The organism is Luteithermobacter gelatinilyticus (assembly GCF_005849285.1).
GTDB classification, from domain to species: Bacteria; Pseudomonadota; Alphaproteobacteria; order Sphingomonadales; family Emcibacteraceae; genus Luteithermobacter; species Luteithermobacter gelatinilyticus.
The window spans coordinates 25959-41139 of sequence record NZ_CP040517.1; the positions used below are offsets into that span (position 1 = coordinate 25959).

Annotated in this window: 11 protein-coding genes and 1 pseudogene; 7 read left to right on the forward strand and 5 right to left on the reverse strand. The window is 54.7% G+C overall.

Features of this window, described 5'->3' with window-relative positions; translation table 11 throughout:
- Positions 1-101: 101 nt before the first annotated feature.
- The 3 genes from FE788_RS00140 to secA form a co-directional block, all read right to left on the reverse strand.
- Positions 102-581, reverse strand: coding sequence for a hypothetical protein (locus FE788_RS00140; RefSeq protein ID WP_138378750.1), 480 nt, complete (start codon positions 579-581; stop codon positions 102-104).
- A gap of 31 nt (positions 582-612) precedes the next feature.
- Positions 613-1041: a hypothetical protein gene (locus FE788_RS00145; RefSeq protein ID WP_138378751.1), complete on the reverse strand. Its 429-nt coding sequence runs from the start codon at positions 1039-1041 to the stop codon at positions 613-615.
- Between the two features lie 442 nt (positions 1042-1483).
- Entirely contained in the window at positions 1484-4246 is a 2763-nt protein-coding gene (gene secA, locus FE788_RS00150; RefSeq protein WP_138378752.1) for a preprotein translocase subunit SecA, read from the reverse strand.
- 263 nt (positions 4247-4509) lie between these two features.
- On the opposite strand from secA, the gene argJ reads away from it, so the two are divergent.
- The 4 genes from argJ to FE788_RS00170 are packed head-to-tail and all read left to right on the forward strand — an operon-like array spanning position 4510 to position 7560.
- Positions 4510-5751 carry a bifunctional glutamate N-acetyltransferase/amino-acid acetyltransferase ArgJ gene (gene argJ / locus FE788_RS00155; protein ID WP_138378753.1) on the forward strand — a complete coding sequence of 414 codons (1242 nt, stop codon included), beginning with the start codon at positions 4510-4512 and terminating at the stop codon, positions 5749-5751.
- 3 nt (positions 5752-5754) lie between these two features.
- The gene (locus FE788_RS00160; RefSeq protein WP_138378754.1) at positions 5755-6321 is read left to right on the forward strand and encodes a GNAT family N-acetyltransferase; all 567 of its coding nucleotides are present in this window, start codon (positions 5755-5757) and stop codon (positions 6319-6321) included.
- On the forward strand, positions 6318-6758 hold the full coding sequence (mutT, locus tag FE788_RS00165) for an 8-oxo-dGTP diphosphatase MutT (protein ID WP_168190193.1): 441 nt from the start codon (positions 6318-6320) through the stop codon (positions 6756-6758). The genes FE788_RS00160 and mutT overlap by 4 nt, the downstream gene beginning before the upstream one ends.
- 7 nt (positions 6759-6765) lie before the next feature.
- Positions 6766-7560, forward strand: coding sequence for a GNAT family N-acetyltransferase (locus FE788_RS00170; protein WP_138378755.1), 795 nt, complete (start codon positions 6766-6768; stop codon positions 7558-7560).
- Positions 7561-7756: 196 nt separating this feature from the next.
- On the opposite strand, the gene fabI is transcribed toward FE788_RS00170, so the two are convergent.
- Positions 7757-8521: an enoyl-ACP reductase FabI gene (gene fabI / locus FE788_RS00175; RefSeq protein ID WP_138381221.1), complete on the reverse strand. Its 765-nt coding sequence runs from the start codon at positions 8519-8521 to the stop codon at positions 7757-7759.
- Positions 8522-8826: 305 nt separating this feature from the next.
- Here fabI and FE788_RS00180 point away from each other — a divergent pair, with 305 nt between their 5' ends.
- The 3 genes and pseudogenes from FE788_RS00180 (at position 8827) to FE788_RS00190 (ending at position 13684) form a co-directional block, all read left to right on the forward strand.
- Entirely contained in the window at positions 8827-9801 is a 975-nt protein-coding gene (locus FE788_RS00180) for an HlyD family secretion protein (RefSeq protein WP_138378756.1), read from the forward strand.
- Positions 9801-12553: pseudogene (gene rbbA / locus FE788_RS00185) on the forward strand (ribosome-associated ATPase/putative transporter RbbA). Before FE788_RS00180 ends, rbbA begins: the two are co-directional and overlap by 1 nt.
- Positions 12554-12556: 3 nt before the next feature.
- Positions 12557-13684, forward strand: a complete 1128-nt coding sequence (locus FE788_RS00190; RefSeq protein ID WP_138378757.1) for an ABC transporter permease — start codon at positions 12557-12559, stop codon at positions 13682-13684.
- 487 nt (positions 13685-14171) lie between these two features.
- On the opposite strand, the gene FE788_RS00195 is transcribed toward FE788_RS00190, so the two are convergent.
- Entirely contained in the window at positions 14172-14903 is a 732-nt protein-coding gene (locus tag FE788_RS00195; protein WP_138378758.1) for a DUF3800 domain-containing protein, read from the reverse strand.
- Positions 14904-15181 lie beyond the last annotated feature (278 nt).

Genomic DNA, 15181 nt, shown 5'->3' on the forward strand with positions numbered 1-15181 from the left:
GGAATTTTAGGCCAGAGAATTTTAGATCAGAGAATTTTAGGCCAAAAAAGCGCTGTAAGGGGTCTCAGCGCTTTTTTGATTGTTGTTTGTGTTTCCCTAGTCTAATTTATGGCCTGTTTAATAAAGATGGTTTCACCTATCTTTTCAAAAATGTTTCTATAAATTTCCTCATCTTCTATAGGGGTATCCACCCTAGAAGTGCCATACATGCTGGAATCTTCATCAATAGAAACGAAATTTAGTCGAACTTTCGTAAACTCAGTTCCGATTGCTTCTGCAGTTGCCGTAATTTTGGTTGTATGGTGCTCTTTTCCAAGCCCTGTAAATGGATTCCAAGTGCTATTACTTTTAGAAGGTGCCTTTGCGGTAATGAAACCTGTGACGCTGTCAGCGTTTTCAACGATATATCCAGTGTCTTGAAGAACGGATACAATAGATTTGAACACAATTTCATAAGGTGCTTCATACTCTCTGGTTTGAAGCTGTTGAAGCGCTAAGCCAGATAACGTCGGCTCTTTTATTTTATGAGAGCTACATGCAGCAAGGACAAGACATGTTAAGACAATAAAAAGTTGTTTCATTTACCTCTCCCCTTTTTATTTTTCCGTTTAATTAAAATGAACTGGACCTGCTTCTGAAGTCAGATACAATTTTTTCACCGTTAAATTTGATAATAAGAGTCATGGTTCTTGAAGACTGTTCAAAACCTGTAGTGGCATTACCAATGCCAGCACCAGCACCGCCTCCGACACCTCCAGCCCCAAACCCCAGACCAATGACAAAACTTTTTGAATTGGTTTTAGATGTGGAAACAGTGGCATGACGCCTGTATATCCATACTTCCTGCCCGTTACCGTCAATAGTGGTAATATTAGGAGCCCCGAAGGCTTCAGCTACAGCCAGTTGGGTAGTTTCTCCTACTTTTAATGTCATCTGAACCATACCATGTGTGAGAGTGTTTTTTTCTTCTGCGGCATGGCTAGCAGAAATAGTGAGTAAAAAATTTAGAAGAAAGGATGTAGCAATTAGCCTGTAATTCATTTTACCCCTCCCAAGATGTTGCTACGTTTAACTGAATATAATGGGAATAAGTACAGACCTAATCTCGAGCCCCCAATTCCCCACTAAATTTAGTGAATATTACTCTCATAGAAAAAAATATACAACAAAAACGTAATATAATTGTCTGGACTTCTCCTAAATTATAGTAGGTTACCGAAAGGTCTCTTTGTCAATAGAGTATCATTGTTGCAGGACAAGTATGGCGCGATCTATAATTCCTTTGATGTGGAATCTCAAGTTTTTGAGGGGTCAATTTTTACTATCTTGTTGACCTTTTTTCGGGGGAATGATGCTTAATTTTGTTCTTTCTAGGAAGAGTTCAGCATGTAAAGCCTAAAGCAATTATCTAGACTGGATCAGTTCCCCGCCCGGCTTGTGCGCGGGACGGGGGATTCAGTTCAGAAATCCTTGGGGGCGCAGATCAGATTGCGCCGTGACAATGCTTGTATTTTTTGCCGGAGCCGCAGGGGCAGGGTTGGTTACGCCCGACTTTGGGCACAATTTTCCCGTGACAGTTTTTGTATTTTTCACCGGAACCGCAGGGACAGGGGGCATTGCGACTGATGACCGGTCCGCCGGCCGCCCGGGCTGCAGGGATGGTGCCGGGCGCCCCGCCAGGGACGGCATCATTTTCGCCGGTGGTGGCGTCAATATGGCTGGTCTGCAACTGGTCCAGCGGCGGCTCTTCCAGCGGCGGCGGCGCCTGTTCGGTCTGCACCTGGATATGGGACAGCAGCATGACCACATTCTCGCGCGTCAGCGTCAGCATGTTTTCAAACATGGCGAAGGCTTCGGTTTTGTATTCATTGAGCGGGTCGCGCTGACCGTAGGCGCGCAGCTGAATGACCTGACGCAAATGATCCAGTTGTGCCAGATGTTCTTTCCAGTGGCTGTCAATGCTTTGCAGCAGGATGCTTTTTTCAATCTGGCGCATAATGTCAGGGCCGATATTGGCGGCCCGGGACGCCATGAATTTGTCGGTTTCCTGGATCAGGCGTTCTTCAAAGCCGGCAATGTCAATGCCCTCTTCCTTGGCCCACGCCTCACAGCCGAAATCCTGTCCGAACAGCCGTTGAAGCTCCACGCTCAACCCCTTGACGTCCCATTCTTCCGGATAGGCCCGCGGTGGCAGATGCGCCTCGATCAGATCCTGCACGGTTTCATGGCGCATGTCGGTGATGGTCTCGCTGACATCGTCGGCGGTCATCACTTCCAGGCGCTGTTCGTAGATGGCCTTGCGCTGATCATTCATGACATCGTCGAATTTCAGCAGGTTCTTGCGGATGTCATAGTTGCGGGCTTCTACCTTTTGCTGGGCTTTTTCAATGGCCCGGTTGATCCAGGGATGGACGATGGCCTCGCCTTCCTCAAGCCCGAATTTCTGCATCAGGGCATCCATGCGTTCGCCGCCAAAGATGCGCATTAGATCATCTTCCATGCTGAGGAAAAATTTGGAGCGGCCCGGGTCACCCTGCCGGCCGGACCGGCCCCGCAGCTGATTGTCGATACGACGACTTTCATGGCGTTCGGTGCCAATGACATAGAGCCCGCCGGCCTCGATCACTTTCTGTTTGTCGGCCTCGATCTCGGCGGCAATTTTTTCGATGGCCGCCGCGCGGGCGGTTTCGTCAATCTCGTCCACTTCGCTTTTGATGCGCATGTCCAGATTGCCGCCCAATTGGATGTCGGTGCCGCGTCCGGCCATGTTGGTGGCGATGGTGATGGCGCCGGGCCGGCCGGCCTGGGCCACGATATAGGCTTCCTGTTCGTGGAATTTGGCGTTCAGCACGTTATGGGGGATTTTGCGCTTTTTCAGCATGTCGCTGAGATATTCGGATTTTTCGATGCTGACCGTGCCCACCAGCACCGGCTGCTGCCGTTTGTAACAGTCTTCCAGAAGGTCGATAATGGCGGCATATTTTTCGCGTGCCGTACGATAGACCTCGTCATCCTCATCAATCCGGGCCACCGGAAGATGGGTCGGCATTTCAATGACTTCAAGGCCGTAAATATCGGCGAATTCGGCGGCTTCCGTGGCCGCGGTGCCGGTCATGCCGGCCAGTTTCGGATACAGCCGGAAATAATTCTGGAACGTGACCGAGGCCAGGGTCTGGTTTTCGGTCTTGATCTCGACACCTTCCTTGGCTTCCAGGGCCTGGTGCAGGCCGTCGGAATAACGCCGGCCTTCCATCATGCGGCCGGTAAACTCATCAATGATGATGATCTGGCCGTCCTTGACGATATAATCCTTTTCCGCTTGGAACAGTTTATGGGCCTTAAGCGCTTGGTTCACATGATGCACCACGGCCACATTGCCAAAATCATACAGTCCGCCTTCGATCAGCCCGGCTTCGGTGAGGACTTGTTCCAGATGCTCCATTCCCTCTTCGGTCAGGCTGATATTGTTGTTTTTCTCATCGACCTCGTAGTCCTCCTCATTGAGTTCGGGGATGATCTTGTCGATGGCCACATAAAGATCAGATTTGTCTTCGGTGGGGCCGGAGATAATCAGCGGTGTGCGCGCTTCGTCGATGAGGATGCTGTCCACCTCGTCAACAATGGCGAAATGGGGCGCGCGCTGGACCATGGCATCCGGATGATATTTCATGTTGTCGCGCAGATAATCAAAGCCCAGTTCGTTATTGGTGGCATAGGTGATGTCCGCGCGATAGGCTTCCCGCCGCAGGGCGTCGTCCATATTGGGAATGATGCAGCCTACCGAAAGCCCCAGGAAACGATAGACCTGTCCCATCCATTCGCTGTCGCGCCGGGCCAGATAGTCATTAACGGTGACCACATGCACGCCGTTGCCGGGCAGGGCGTTGAGATAGGCGGCAAGGGTTGCCACAAGGGTTTTCCCTTCGCCGGTTTTCATTTCAGCGATTTTGCCTTCATGCAGCACAATGCCGCCGATCAGCTGCACATCGTAATGACGCAGGCCGATGGTACGTTTTGCGGCTTCGCGGACCACGGCAAAGGCTTCTTCCAGCAGGCTGTCGAGCCGGGCGCCGTCGGCAAGGCGAGCCCGAAATTCATCGGTTTTGGCACGCAATTGCTCATCACTGAGCGCGCTGATATCGCTTTCCAGGGCGTTGATGGCATCAATGCGTGGTTTCAGGCTTTTGATATACCGATCGTTCGAGGTGCCGAAAATCTTCCTGGCGAGTGTGCCAAATCCCAACATATTCTATTCCTTAAGCGCTCAGACGGATCCGACCTGATATTTTCCTCAATGGGGGCTTATCTGTTTTTTCCAGTTATGCACAGATAAGTCCCGTAAGGGGTGCTGTCAATGACTGATCCGCCATTTACAGAAAAACTGTGACAATTTTGTATATTCTTCTTAGCAAGCGGCGGAACATGTTTTATAAATTCCGCAAAACACCGTCCCTTTCCTCGGATTTTACCGGATGCTTCGGACGGCCCATGATTAAAGGATCTGTATCTATGGCCAAAATTACCAAAATTTCCCCTCTGGCTCCGGCGGAATTTCCGAACATGCCGGTGCTGGAAGGGGTCCGTTTGGGCACCATTTGCAGCGGCACCAGATATCAGGGGCGCGATGACCTGCTTTTTGCCCGATTACCTGAAGGCACCGTGACAGCCGGTGTCTTTACCCGCTCCAAAACCCGGTCGGCGCCGGTGGACTGGTGTCGTCGCGGGATCGAGAGCGGATGGGGCGGCCGGGCCTTGCTGGTCAATGCGGGTAACGCCAACGCCTTCACGGGCCGGGCGGGGGAGGCGGCCATGAAACAGACCATTGCCGCCGCGGCGCGGGTGGTGGGCTGTGCCGAGGAAGAGGTGTATGTGGCTTCCACCGGGGTGATCGGCGAAGTCCTGCCCGGGGAAAAAATCAGCGCTGCGGTTGAGGATGCGGCCCGGACAAACAGCACCTGGCGGCAGGCAGCAGACGCGATCCGTACCACTGATACCTTCCCCAAGGGAGCCACTCGAACCGCCGTGATTGATGGCCGAAAAGTGACCCTCAACGGGATTGCGAAAGGCAGCGGGATGATTGCCCCGGATATGGCGACCATGCTGGCTTTTGTCTTTACCGATGCGGCGCTGCCCCGGACCGTGCTGCAGCACATTCTGAAAGAGGCGACCGATAAAAGCTTTAATGCCATCACGGTCGACAGCGATACCTCCACCTCCGATACGCTGCTGGTTTTTGCGACCGGCACAAGCGGCGCTGGCGCAGAAATCAATGACAGTCAGGACCCGCGCCTTGAGGATTTCAGGAGCCAGTTTCTAGAAATAATGCAGGATCTGGCCCAGCAGGTGGTCAAGGACGGCGAAGGGGCCAGCAAGTTCATCGAAATCACTGTGGCCGGGGCGGAAGATGATCGGGCCGCAAAAGTGATTGCCTTGAGCATTGCCAATTCCCCGCTGGTCAAGACTGCCATTGCCGGCGAGGACGCCAATTGGGGCCGGATTGTCATGGCGGTGGGCAAGGCGGGTGAAGCCGCAGATCGGGACCGGCTGATCATTGAAATTGGGGGCCAGAGGCTGACCGAAGCGGGCCAGGCGGCCGAAAGTTACGATGAAGCGGCTTGTACCGCCCATCTCAAGGGGCAGTATATCCACATTTTTGTGGATGTGGGGGTGGGCGGCGATGGCCAGGCCACGGTCTGGACCTGTGATCTGACCCATGATTATATCACCATCAATGCGGATTACCGGAGTTAGGTCATGACCCTTGCGATGCCGGTACATCTGGAAACCGATCGTCTGATCCTCCGGCCCTTTGAGGACGCCGACGTGGCCGGCCTGGTGGCTATTCTGTCTGACTGGGAAGTCACCCGTTGGCTGTCGCGCAATGTGCCGTTCCCCTTTCGCGAGGCGGATGGCGCCGGGATGATCCGGCAGCGGCGTGACGATCAGGCCGCCGGGCGGGGGATGGCTTATGGCGTATTTGACAAAGTGACAGGCGCGCAGCTGGGTGGGGTGCGCCTGTTTGCCCTCACCGGCACGGCGGAAATCGGTTACTGGTTCGGGCGCGCCGCCTGGGGCCGGGGATATGCGACGGAAATGCTGCAGGCGGTGGTCCGGGCCTGTTTTGAACATTCCGCGATAGAGGAACTGGTGGCGCAGACGGCGGCCGACAATATCGGCTCACGGCGTATTCTGGAAAAAGCGGGGTTTGTGTATCAGGGACAAACGCCAGAGGAATATGCCCGTTGTGGCCATACCCATGGCTGCGGGGAGTTTTTCCGCCTTAGCAAAGCTCACTGGTTCAAGCAGCAGGAGAAGACATGACCAATTGTCCCGATATACCAAACCGCCCCACCGGGCCGATAAAACTGGTCACGGTGGCCGCCGTGATTCTGGTGGATGTGGATGGCCGCATTCTGCTGGCGCAGCGGCCCGAGGGCAAATCCATGGCGGGGTTGTGGGAGTTTCCCGGTGGCAAGGTGGAAGACGGTGAAACGCCGGAACGGGCCCTGATCCGGGAACTGAGGGAAGAATTGAATATCGACACCACCGAAGCCTGTTTCGCGCCGTTTGTTTTTGCCTCCCACAGTTATGAGGATTTTCATCTGCTGATGCCCTGTTTTCTGTGCCGGCGCTGGGACGGCATTGTGCAGCCGCGGGAAGGGCAGATTCTGAAATGGGTACGGATCAAGGAGCTGCAGAACTATCCCATGCCGCCAGCGGACGAACCGCTGATTGCCATGATCCGCGATTTTTTATGAGCCTGCCATGTCACAGCCGATCTTTCACATTCGCCCCTTTGAGCCCACGGATTACGCCCGGGTGCGGGAGATTTACGGCCAGGGTATTGCCGGCGGGAATGCCACCTTCAATACGGAAAACAAAGACTGGCCCGACTGGGACCGCAGTTTTCTAAAGGATTGCCGTCTGGTGCTGACCGAACAGGGTGTGGTGCGGGGCTGGGCTGCGATCAGCGCCTTCAGCAACATGCCCGCCTATCGGGGGGTGGCGGAGGATACGCTCTATATTGATGAAAACTGCCATGGCCGGGGCGCGGGACGGCAATTGCTGGATGCCCTCGTTACGGCTACGGAACAAGCCGGGTATTGGACCTTGCTGGCCAAGATTTTTCCGGAAAATGAAGCCAGTCTGCGGTTGCATGAAAGGTGCGGTTTTCGGCGGGTCGGCATGCTCGAACGGGTTGCCTGCCATCATGGCCGCTGGCGGGATGTGGTGGTGTTGCAACGACGCAGTTCGGTGTTTCATCTGGATGAGGTTATGACCCCGCTGCTGATTGAACAGTTGAGTGACAATTATGTTTCAGCCTGGTGGGACAGCTACGCTATTTTGCAAAGACTGCAAAAACCGGTGGAATTTGTCATCTATCCCCGCGGCACCCATGTGCTGGTCAAACTGGCCGAGCGTTTCGCTTCCAAGCAGGGCAATGTGGACTGGGTCGCGTTTTGGCTGAAGGGCGAGGAACACCCAGACCCAGGGAAGGTGGAACAATACCAAAGATGGCGTAAATTGCAGGCGCTGCACAAGGGCCAGAGAAAGGAGTAGCAAGATGCGCAACGGCGGGTTATCGCTGTCGTTTTTCCTTGTCTCTGTGCTGTGCGGTCCCGCCATCTTTCATATTGCCCGGCCTTCTTTTCCGGATCCGGGTCTTTGAAGGCGGCGAATTTGCTGAACGCTGTTTGGGTCACGTCTTCCGGGTCGGGGGAGCCGGCCGGGCCAATTAAACTCATCACATGTTCAACTAACTCATCACATGCAGGCCGGCATCCACATAGGCGATATTGCCGGTGACATTGCGCGACAGATCGCTGACCAGGCCCATGGCCATGGCGCCCACGTCCTCAATGCTTACCAGCCGCCGTTCGGGAGCATTTTGCCGGGCCTTGTCCATCAGTTCGTCAAAATGGGCGATTCCGGAAGCCGCCCGTGTCTTGATCGGGCCGGGCGAGAGAGCATTGACACGAATTCCCCGCGGGCCCAGTTCGGCGGCCAGATACCGGACGCTGGATTCCAGTGCCGCCTTGACCGGCCCCATGACATTATAATGATCCACCACCTTTTCTGCCCCGTGATAACTGATGGTCAGCAGTGCCCCGCCGTTGCGCATCAGCGGTGCGGCCAGATGTGCCATGCGGATAAAGGAATAAACCGAAATGTCCATGGCCTGTAGGAATCCGGGACGGGAACAGGCGGACAACGGTCCGTGCAAATCTTCTTTGGGACAATAGGCGATGGAATGAATCAGAAAATCCAGACGGCCCCAGAAGGTCTCGATCTGTTCAAAAACCGCTTCCATTTGCCCGTCCCGCTCCACGTCAAGCGGCAGAAACAACGGAGCCTTGACCTCCTCGGCGAGCGGCGTCACATAGGGCCGGGCCTTGTCATTGAGATAAGTGAGTGCCAGATCCGCTCCGGCATTACGCAGGGCGCGGGCGCAGCCGGCAGCAATGGAATGACGGTTGGCAACGCCGACCACAAGACCCTTTTTTCCGTCCAGAAGCAACATCATTTTTCCTTATATTTTTCCGAAATATGACACCGTTTTTGCGCTGCATCAAAGGCTGTTCCGCCATTGGCAGCCAAAGGAATACCCCGAAAGCGGCGACCGTTTTCGAACTTTCAGAATGTGGTTAATGCCTTAATATGTCTGGAATATGGCATTTATCTTATAAATTCTGAAAATTGATCCTGGTCAAGTTATCCGATCTGCTTTAGGTATAGAACCTATCCTTGGAAGTTATGGAAGACGACAAAAATTGTGCAGTGCAAATTTTTAATGATGCTCTGTTCCGGAAATATGGACTGATGTAAATGAAAAAAACTCTTTCCCTGTTGATTATCCTTGTGACACTGGTGAGTGGTGGGGTCGTATACTGGCTGATAGAGGGACGGACATCGCTGCCGGAGGGCATCATTGTGACCAATGGCAGAATCGAGGCCGAACAGATTGAAATTGCGGCCAAGGCGCCCGGCCGTATCGCGGAAATTTTGGTCAATGAAGGGGATATGGTGAGTGCTGGCACAGTTTTGGCGCGGATGGATAACCAGGAGTTGCAGGCCCGGCTTCGTGGCGCTCAGGCGCTGGTCAATCAGGCCCAAAAGGCCCGGGCCGCTGCCAAGGCGGCCATGGCTCAGGCTCTGAGCCAGCGCACCCTCGCCTTGCAGGAGTTTGAGCGGGCCAGCGCATTGCACAAAAAAGGGCATATTTCCACCGCGGCACTCGATCAGCGGCGCAGTCAGAAAGATTCCGCCATTGCCGCCCATGAGGCTGCCAAGGCCAGCTTTGACCAGGCCAGTGCTGCTGTGGATGTGGCCGAGGCCAGTGTGGCCGAGCTTGAGGCCCTGCTTGAGGATACGGTTCTTATCGCGCCGCGGGACGGGCGGGTGCAATATAAACTGGCCCAGCCCGGTGAAGTGGTGGGCGCGGGCGCGCGTATTCTGACCCTTCTGGATGTCACGGATGTCTATATGACGGTGTTTATCCCGGCGGGGCCGGCGGGGCGGCTGGCGCTGGGCAGCCCGGCGCGGCTGATACTTGATCCGGTGCCGCAATATGTGGTGCCGGCCAAGGTTACCTTTGTGGCGTCCGAGGCGCAGTTCACCCCGAAATCGGTTGAAACCCAGGACGAACGGGACAAGCTGATGTTCCGGGTCAAGCTTACCCTGCCGCGTGATCTGCTGAAGCAATATGAAAAACAGGTCAAGACCGGGGTGCGCGGCAGGGTTTATATCGCCGTTGACCCGCAGGTCGCATGGCCGGATCACCTCAACGTCAAGCTGCCGTGATGTGTGCCGAAAGTGTCACCCGTCTGGAGCGGGTCAGCCATAATTATGGTGCCGCCGTGGCCCTCAGGGAAGTGACACTCGATATTCCGGCCGGCTGCATGGCGGGAGTGATCGGGCCGGACGGGGTGGGCAAATCGACGCTTCTGGCATTGATCACCGGTGTCCGGCGTTTACAAGACGGACAGGTTCACACTCTCGGCGGGGATATGACCGACCGGCGCCATCGCCGCCTCTGCCATCACCGCATTGCCTATATGCCGCAGGGGCTGGGCCGGAATCTCTATCCCACCCTCAGCGTGTTTGAAAATATTGACTTTTTCGGCCGCCTGTTCGGCCAGCCGGAAGCGGAGCGCCGGGCGCGTATCGCTGATCTTTTGCAAGCCACTGGCCTTGCCCCCTTTGCCGCCCGCCCGGCCGGCAAACTGTCGGGGGGATGAAACAGAAACTCGGACTGTGTTGTGCGCTGATTCATGATCCGGATCTTCTGGTGCTTGATGAACCGACCACCGGGGTGGATCCCTTGTCCCGTCGACAGTTCTGGGAATTGATTGACCGTATCCGCCGCCGTCGGCCGGGCATGAGTGTGCTTGTGGCTACCGCCTATATGGAGGAAGCCGAACGGTTTGACTGGCTGGCGGCCATGGATGATGGCCGGGTAATCGCTTCGGGCGCGCCGGAGACGTTCAAGACCCAGACCGGCGCGCGTACCCTTGAGGCCGCGTTCATTGCCCTGCTGCCGGCGGAAAAACGCGCCGGACATCAGGCGGTTGTAGTTACCCCCCGCGCGGTGGAGGAAACGCAAGTACCGGCCATTGAGGCCGAGGGCCTGACCCGCCGGTTCGGCCAGTTCACCGCTGTCGATCATGTGAGTTTCCGTATTTATCGTGGGGAAATTTTCGGTTTTCTCGGCTCCAATGGGTGCGGCAAGACCACCACCATGAAAATGCTGACGGGTCTTTTACCGGCGACGGAGGGCGAGGCCCGCCTGTTTGGCCGACCGTTAGCGGGCGGTGACCTGGAAACCCGCCGCCGGGTCGGTTACATGTCCCAGACCTTTTCCCTCTATGGCGAACTGACCCTACGGCAAAATCTGGAGCTACACGCCCGGCTCTATCATCTGCCCAAAGCGCAGATCGGGCCCCGGGTAGAGGAATTGCTGCGGGATTTCGACCTTGAGGCTGTGGCCGATCAACGCCCCGAAAGCCTGCCTCTGGGGATTCGTCAGCGTCTGCAACTGGCGACGGCGGTCCTGCACGGCCCGGAAATGTTGATTCTGGACGAGCCCACTTCGGGGGTGGATCCTGTGGCCCGGGATCAATTCTGGCATTATCTGATCGACCTGTCCCGCAACAAGGGGGTGACGATTTTTATTTCCACCCATTTCATGAATGAGGCCGAACGCTGTGATCGGATTTCCCTGATGCATGCCGGACGGGTGTTGGCGGTGGGGGCACCGGATGAGCTGATGCGGGCCCACGGGGCTGCGACGCTGGAAGAAGCCTTTATTTTCCGGCTGGAGGAGGCGGTGCGGGAAACGGCGGTGGCGCCCTCGTCAGAGCCGTCTGCACAGGAGGAGGGGGTGTTACCGGTTGCACACCAGAGGCCGGTTGTAGAGCGGCGTTTTAATCCCGGCCGGCTGTGGGCCTATGCCCGGCGGGAGAGCATGGAACTGTTGCGGGATCCGATCCGACTGGCTTTTGCCCTGCTGGGGCCGCTGCTGCTGATGCTGACCTTTGGATACGGTATTTCCCTGGATGTGGAAGACCTGCCTTATGCGGTTTATGATCAGGATCAGTCCCTGGAAAGCCGGACGCTGCTGGAAAATTTCAGTGGTTCGCGGTATTTCATCGAAAGGCCGCCGGCGCAAAGTGCCGAGGAGCTGATGCGCCGGCTGAAAAGCGGAGAACTGAAACTTGCGCTTGAAATTCCGACGGATTTTGGCCGCCGGCTGTTACAGGGAGAGACCCCGGAGGTGGGGATCTGGATTGACGGCACCATGCCATTCAGAGCTGAAACCATTCGCGGCTATGTCACCGGGCTGGCGCTGCACTATCTTGAGCAACAGACGGCTCGGGGTTATGACTTTCAGGGGCGCTCTGCGGCGCTGCCGGTCAATCTTGAAACCCGGTTCCTTTATAACCAGGCGTTCAAGAGCGTTTATGCCATTCTGCCCGGGGTGATTATGCTGATGCTGGTGCTGATTCCGGCGATGATGACGGCGGTGGGTGTCGTGCGGGAAAAGGAAACCGGCTCGATCGCCAATTTTCGCGCTACGCCGGTGACCCGGTTTGAATTTCTGGCCGGCAAACAGCTGCCTTATGTGGCCGTTTCGCTGCTGAGTTTTCTCAGCATGCTTCTTATGTCCTGGCTGGTGTTCGGGGTGAGCGTAAAGGGATCATTTGTCGCGCTGGCGTTGGGGGGTATTCTGTATATTCTGGCCACCACCGGTTTCGGGCTTTTTATGTCGAGCTTTACCAAAAGCCAGGTGGCAGCGATTTTTGCCACCGCCGTGATTTCCATTGTCCCGTCTGTGAATTTTTCCGGTCTTCTGGTGCCGGTTTCATCGCTTTCAGGCGGCGGGCGGTTTCTGGGGCTGGCCTTTCCGTCCTCCTGGTTTGAACAGATCAGCATCGGTACCCTGACCAAGGGGCTGGGGCTTTCGACCTTGTGGCAGAATCATCTGGCGCTGGCAGGTTTCGCCATGGTCTTTATTGTCGCGGCGCTGGTGGCGTTGCCGAAACAGGAAAACTAGACCATGGGGAAACGCTGGAGCAATATTTTTCATCTTGGCATCAAGGAATTGTATGGCCTGCGCACCGATCCGGTGCTGATGGTTCTGATTGTCTATGTGTTTTCCTATGCAGTTTATGCGGTGGCCACCGGCGCCAAATTCGAGGTGGAAAACGCCGCCGTGGCGATTGTTGACGAGGACCGCTCGGAACTGTCGCGGCAAATCGGGGCGGCGCTGCTGCCGCCGTTTTTCAAAACCCCGGACTATATCGACTCCCGGCAGATGGAGGCGGTACTGGATCAGGGAAAATATGTTTTTGTTTTGGATATTCCGCCGGAATTTGAAGCCGATCTTCTGGCTGGCAGACGCCCCGCATTGCAGATCAATGTGGACGCCACAGCCATGACCCAGGCCGGCAACGGTGCCGTTTATCTGCAAAATATCATCATGCAGGAAGCCGTGAAATATGCAACCGGTCAGGAAAAGGCCGCCCCGCTGCCGGTTGATCTTGTGATCCGCGCTAAGTTCAATCCCAATTTCCGGTCGGTCAATTTCAATGCGATCATGCAGATCATCAACAACATCACTATTCTGGCCATCATCCTGACCGGTGCGGCGCTGATCCGCGAACGCGAGCACGGCACGGTGGAACATTTGCTGGTCATGCCGGTGGTGCCCACGGAAATCATGCTGGCCAAGATCTGGGCCAATGGTCTGGTGATCATTGCCGGTGCCATTCTGTCCTTGTGGCTGGTGGCGCATGAGCTTCTGGAGGTGCCCATTGCCGGGTCCGTCCCGCTGTTTATTGTGGGTGCGGTGTTGTATCTGTTTTCGGTGACGGCGCTGGGCATCCTTTTGGCCACCTTTACCGGCTCCATGCCGCAGTTCGGGCTGCTGGTCATACCGGTTCTGGTGATGATGTATCTGCTCTCGGGCAGTACCACGCCGCTGGAAAGCATGCCGGTGTGGCTGCAAAATGTCATGCAGCTGTCTCCCTCCACCCATTTTGTGGCCTTTTCCCAGGCGATCCTCTATCGTGGCGCCGGGCTGGATATTGTCTGGCCGGATCTTCTAGCGATTATAGGCATCAGCGGGGTTTATTTCCTGATTTCCCTGGCGCGATTCCGCAAAGCCATCGCCAGCTTCCATTAGGGTTCAGGATTATTAATAACCAAGATCGCGCCGTATCGGTTATTCCAGCCGGTACGCCCGTGTCGTATCTGGTACTTTGGCTTCGCAATTCTCTAAGGTATAGGGGGGGGTGAGCCACATGACAGATCATGACTTGAGAATCACAAGTGAGCGCATATTGACCATTGCAGGGCAACTTTAACACCCAGTCTTTGAAGCTTCAATAACGCTTAGCCATTGCTGATCTGTAAGTTGATAGGCCTGTGCCTCTCTTTTTCCTGTTTCTTCTTCATATAATAGATAGCACTTTATATAATAGATAGCTCTTTGCGGCATGACCTTTATGCCAATGCTCGATCGCGGGTTGGATATATGAACGCCCCCCTCCTGTATCCTAACTTGACGAATCCAGGATAACTTCCTATATTCAGAGACAAAGGATTGGGCATTTCCCGGTCGACAATGGGGTTCTGGAATTTCCGGGGCCCTTTTGTTTTTCTACTTTTTGTCACGGAAAACTCTTCACACCATATAGCTTGGGTGCGATCAGGTCATAAGCTCTGTTAGCTTGTTCTGGCCGCAAATAATGGAGCGCAATGGGCCGTGCCGTAAGGTCTGCCAATTGCAACCCTGTTGCATTTGCTGCCTTGCTTACAAAAACCGGCTCAAACTGAATCTGAGTAAAGTCCGATTGCTTGTAGCCCCAGTTGTTCCGATTGGCACATATCCGCCGAAACTCTATCTCTAACTCGGCATCCTCCCGATTTCCTCTGCTTTCAAAGAGAACATGGACAAGTTTCCCGTGTTGTTTTTCCGCCAGGAGCCGGGAGAGAAGTCGTTCCATACAAAAATAAAGAGCAATCTCATATGGATTCCAAGGTGTCTTATATTTCTCAATCAAGTTGTGCTTACGGATTACCGATGCTGAAATATGCATTGGGGCATCCACCATCAAAGTGTTCATCCGCCCATAGAAGTGTTGTCGCAGTTCAGGGTTGGCACGCAAAACTGCAAACGGACCTTTCGATTTACGGATCTCACGTTCATGGAGAACAATTCCATCGTGGCCCCAAAAGTCGAATTTGAGCTGTTGGAACGCCGGCACGACAGTGGACACATAGTCTTGCTTTTTGATCAGGCAGAAGGATAGGCAGAACATGGGAAAGCCCTTATCGATCCCATCCAAACCGTGGTCTCCACTTTCGTCTGCAAAAACAACGTAATCCGCGTAATTGGACATATTAATTCAAATCACCTAAAATCTGGGTATATCTTTGTGTAAAGCCGGTTTATCCAGTTTGCTCTTCCCAACAGAGTCATACAATTATAACGTGCATATTGCACTCTGCATAGAAAAACCCTCAATAATATGTTCACCTGCCGGCCTTCCTGCTGGCGAAAACTGTTAAATGGAAAACTGCTGAATAATACAGTTTCTATCTGGGGGAATGATGCGCAATTCGGTTGTCGCCTACGGGGCATCTGATACACTTTAAGGGATCAGGAAGGGATCAGGAA

Bases quoted from the DNA above. Each gene is read 5' to 3' on its own strand.
- secA (WP_138378752.1), bottom strand. From the start codon at position 4,246: ATGTTGGGATTTGGCACACTCGCCAGGAAGATTTTCGGCACCTCGAAC.
- fabI (WP_138381221.1), bottom strand. From the start codon at position 8,521: ATGTTGCTTCTGGACGGAAAAAAGGGTCTTGTGGTCGGCGTTGCCAAC.
- FE788_RS00160 (WP_138378754.1), top strand. From the start codon at position 5,755: ATGACCCTTGCGATGCCGGTACATCTGGAAACCGATCGTCTGATCCTC.
- FE788_RS00170 (WP_138378755.1), top strand. From the start codon at position 6,766: ATGTCACAGCCGATCTTTCACATTCGCCCCTTTGAGCCCACGGATTAC.
- FE788_RS00180 (WP_138378756.1), top strand. From the start codon at position 8,827: ATGAAAAAAACTCTTTCCCTGTTGATTATCCTTGTGACACTGGTGAGT.
- FE788_RS00140 (WP_138378750.1), bottom strand. From the start codon at position 581: ATGAAACAACTTTTTATTGTCTTAACATGTCTTGTCCTTGCTGCATGT.
- mutT (WP_168190193.1), top strand. From the start codon at position 6,318: ATGACCAATTGTCCCGATATACCAAACCGCCCCACCGGGCCGATAAAA.
- FE788_RS00195 (WP_138378758.1), bottom strand. From the start codon at position 14,903: ATGTCCAATTACGCGGATTACGTTGTTTTTGCAGACGAAAGTGGAGAC.
- FE788_RS00190 (WP_138378757.1), top strand. From the start codon at position 12,557: ATGGGGAAACGCTGGAGCAATATTTTTCATCTTGGCATCAAGGAATTG.
- FE788_RS00145 (WP_138378751.1), bottom strand. From the start codon at position 1,041: ATGAATTACAGGCTAATTGCTACATCCTTTCTTCTAAATTTTTTACTC.
- argJ (WP_138378753.1), top strand. From the start codon at position 4,510: ATGGCCAAAATTACCAAAATTTCCCCTCTGGCTCCGGCGGAATTTCCG.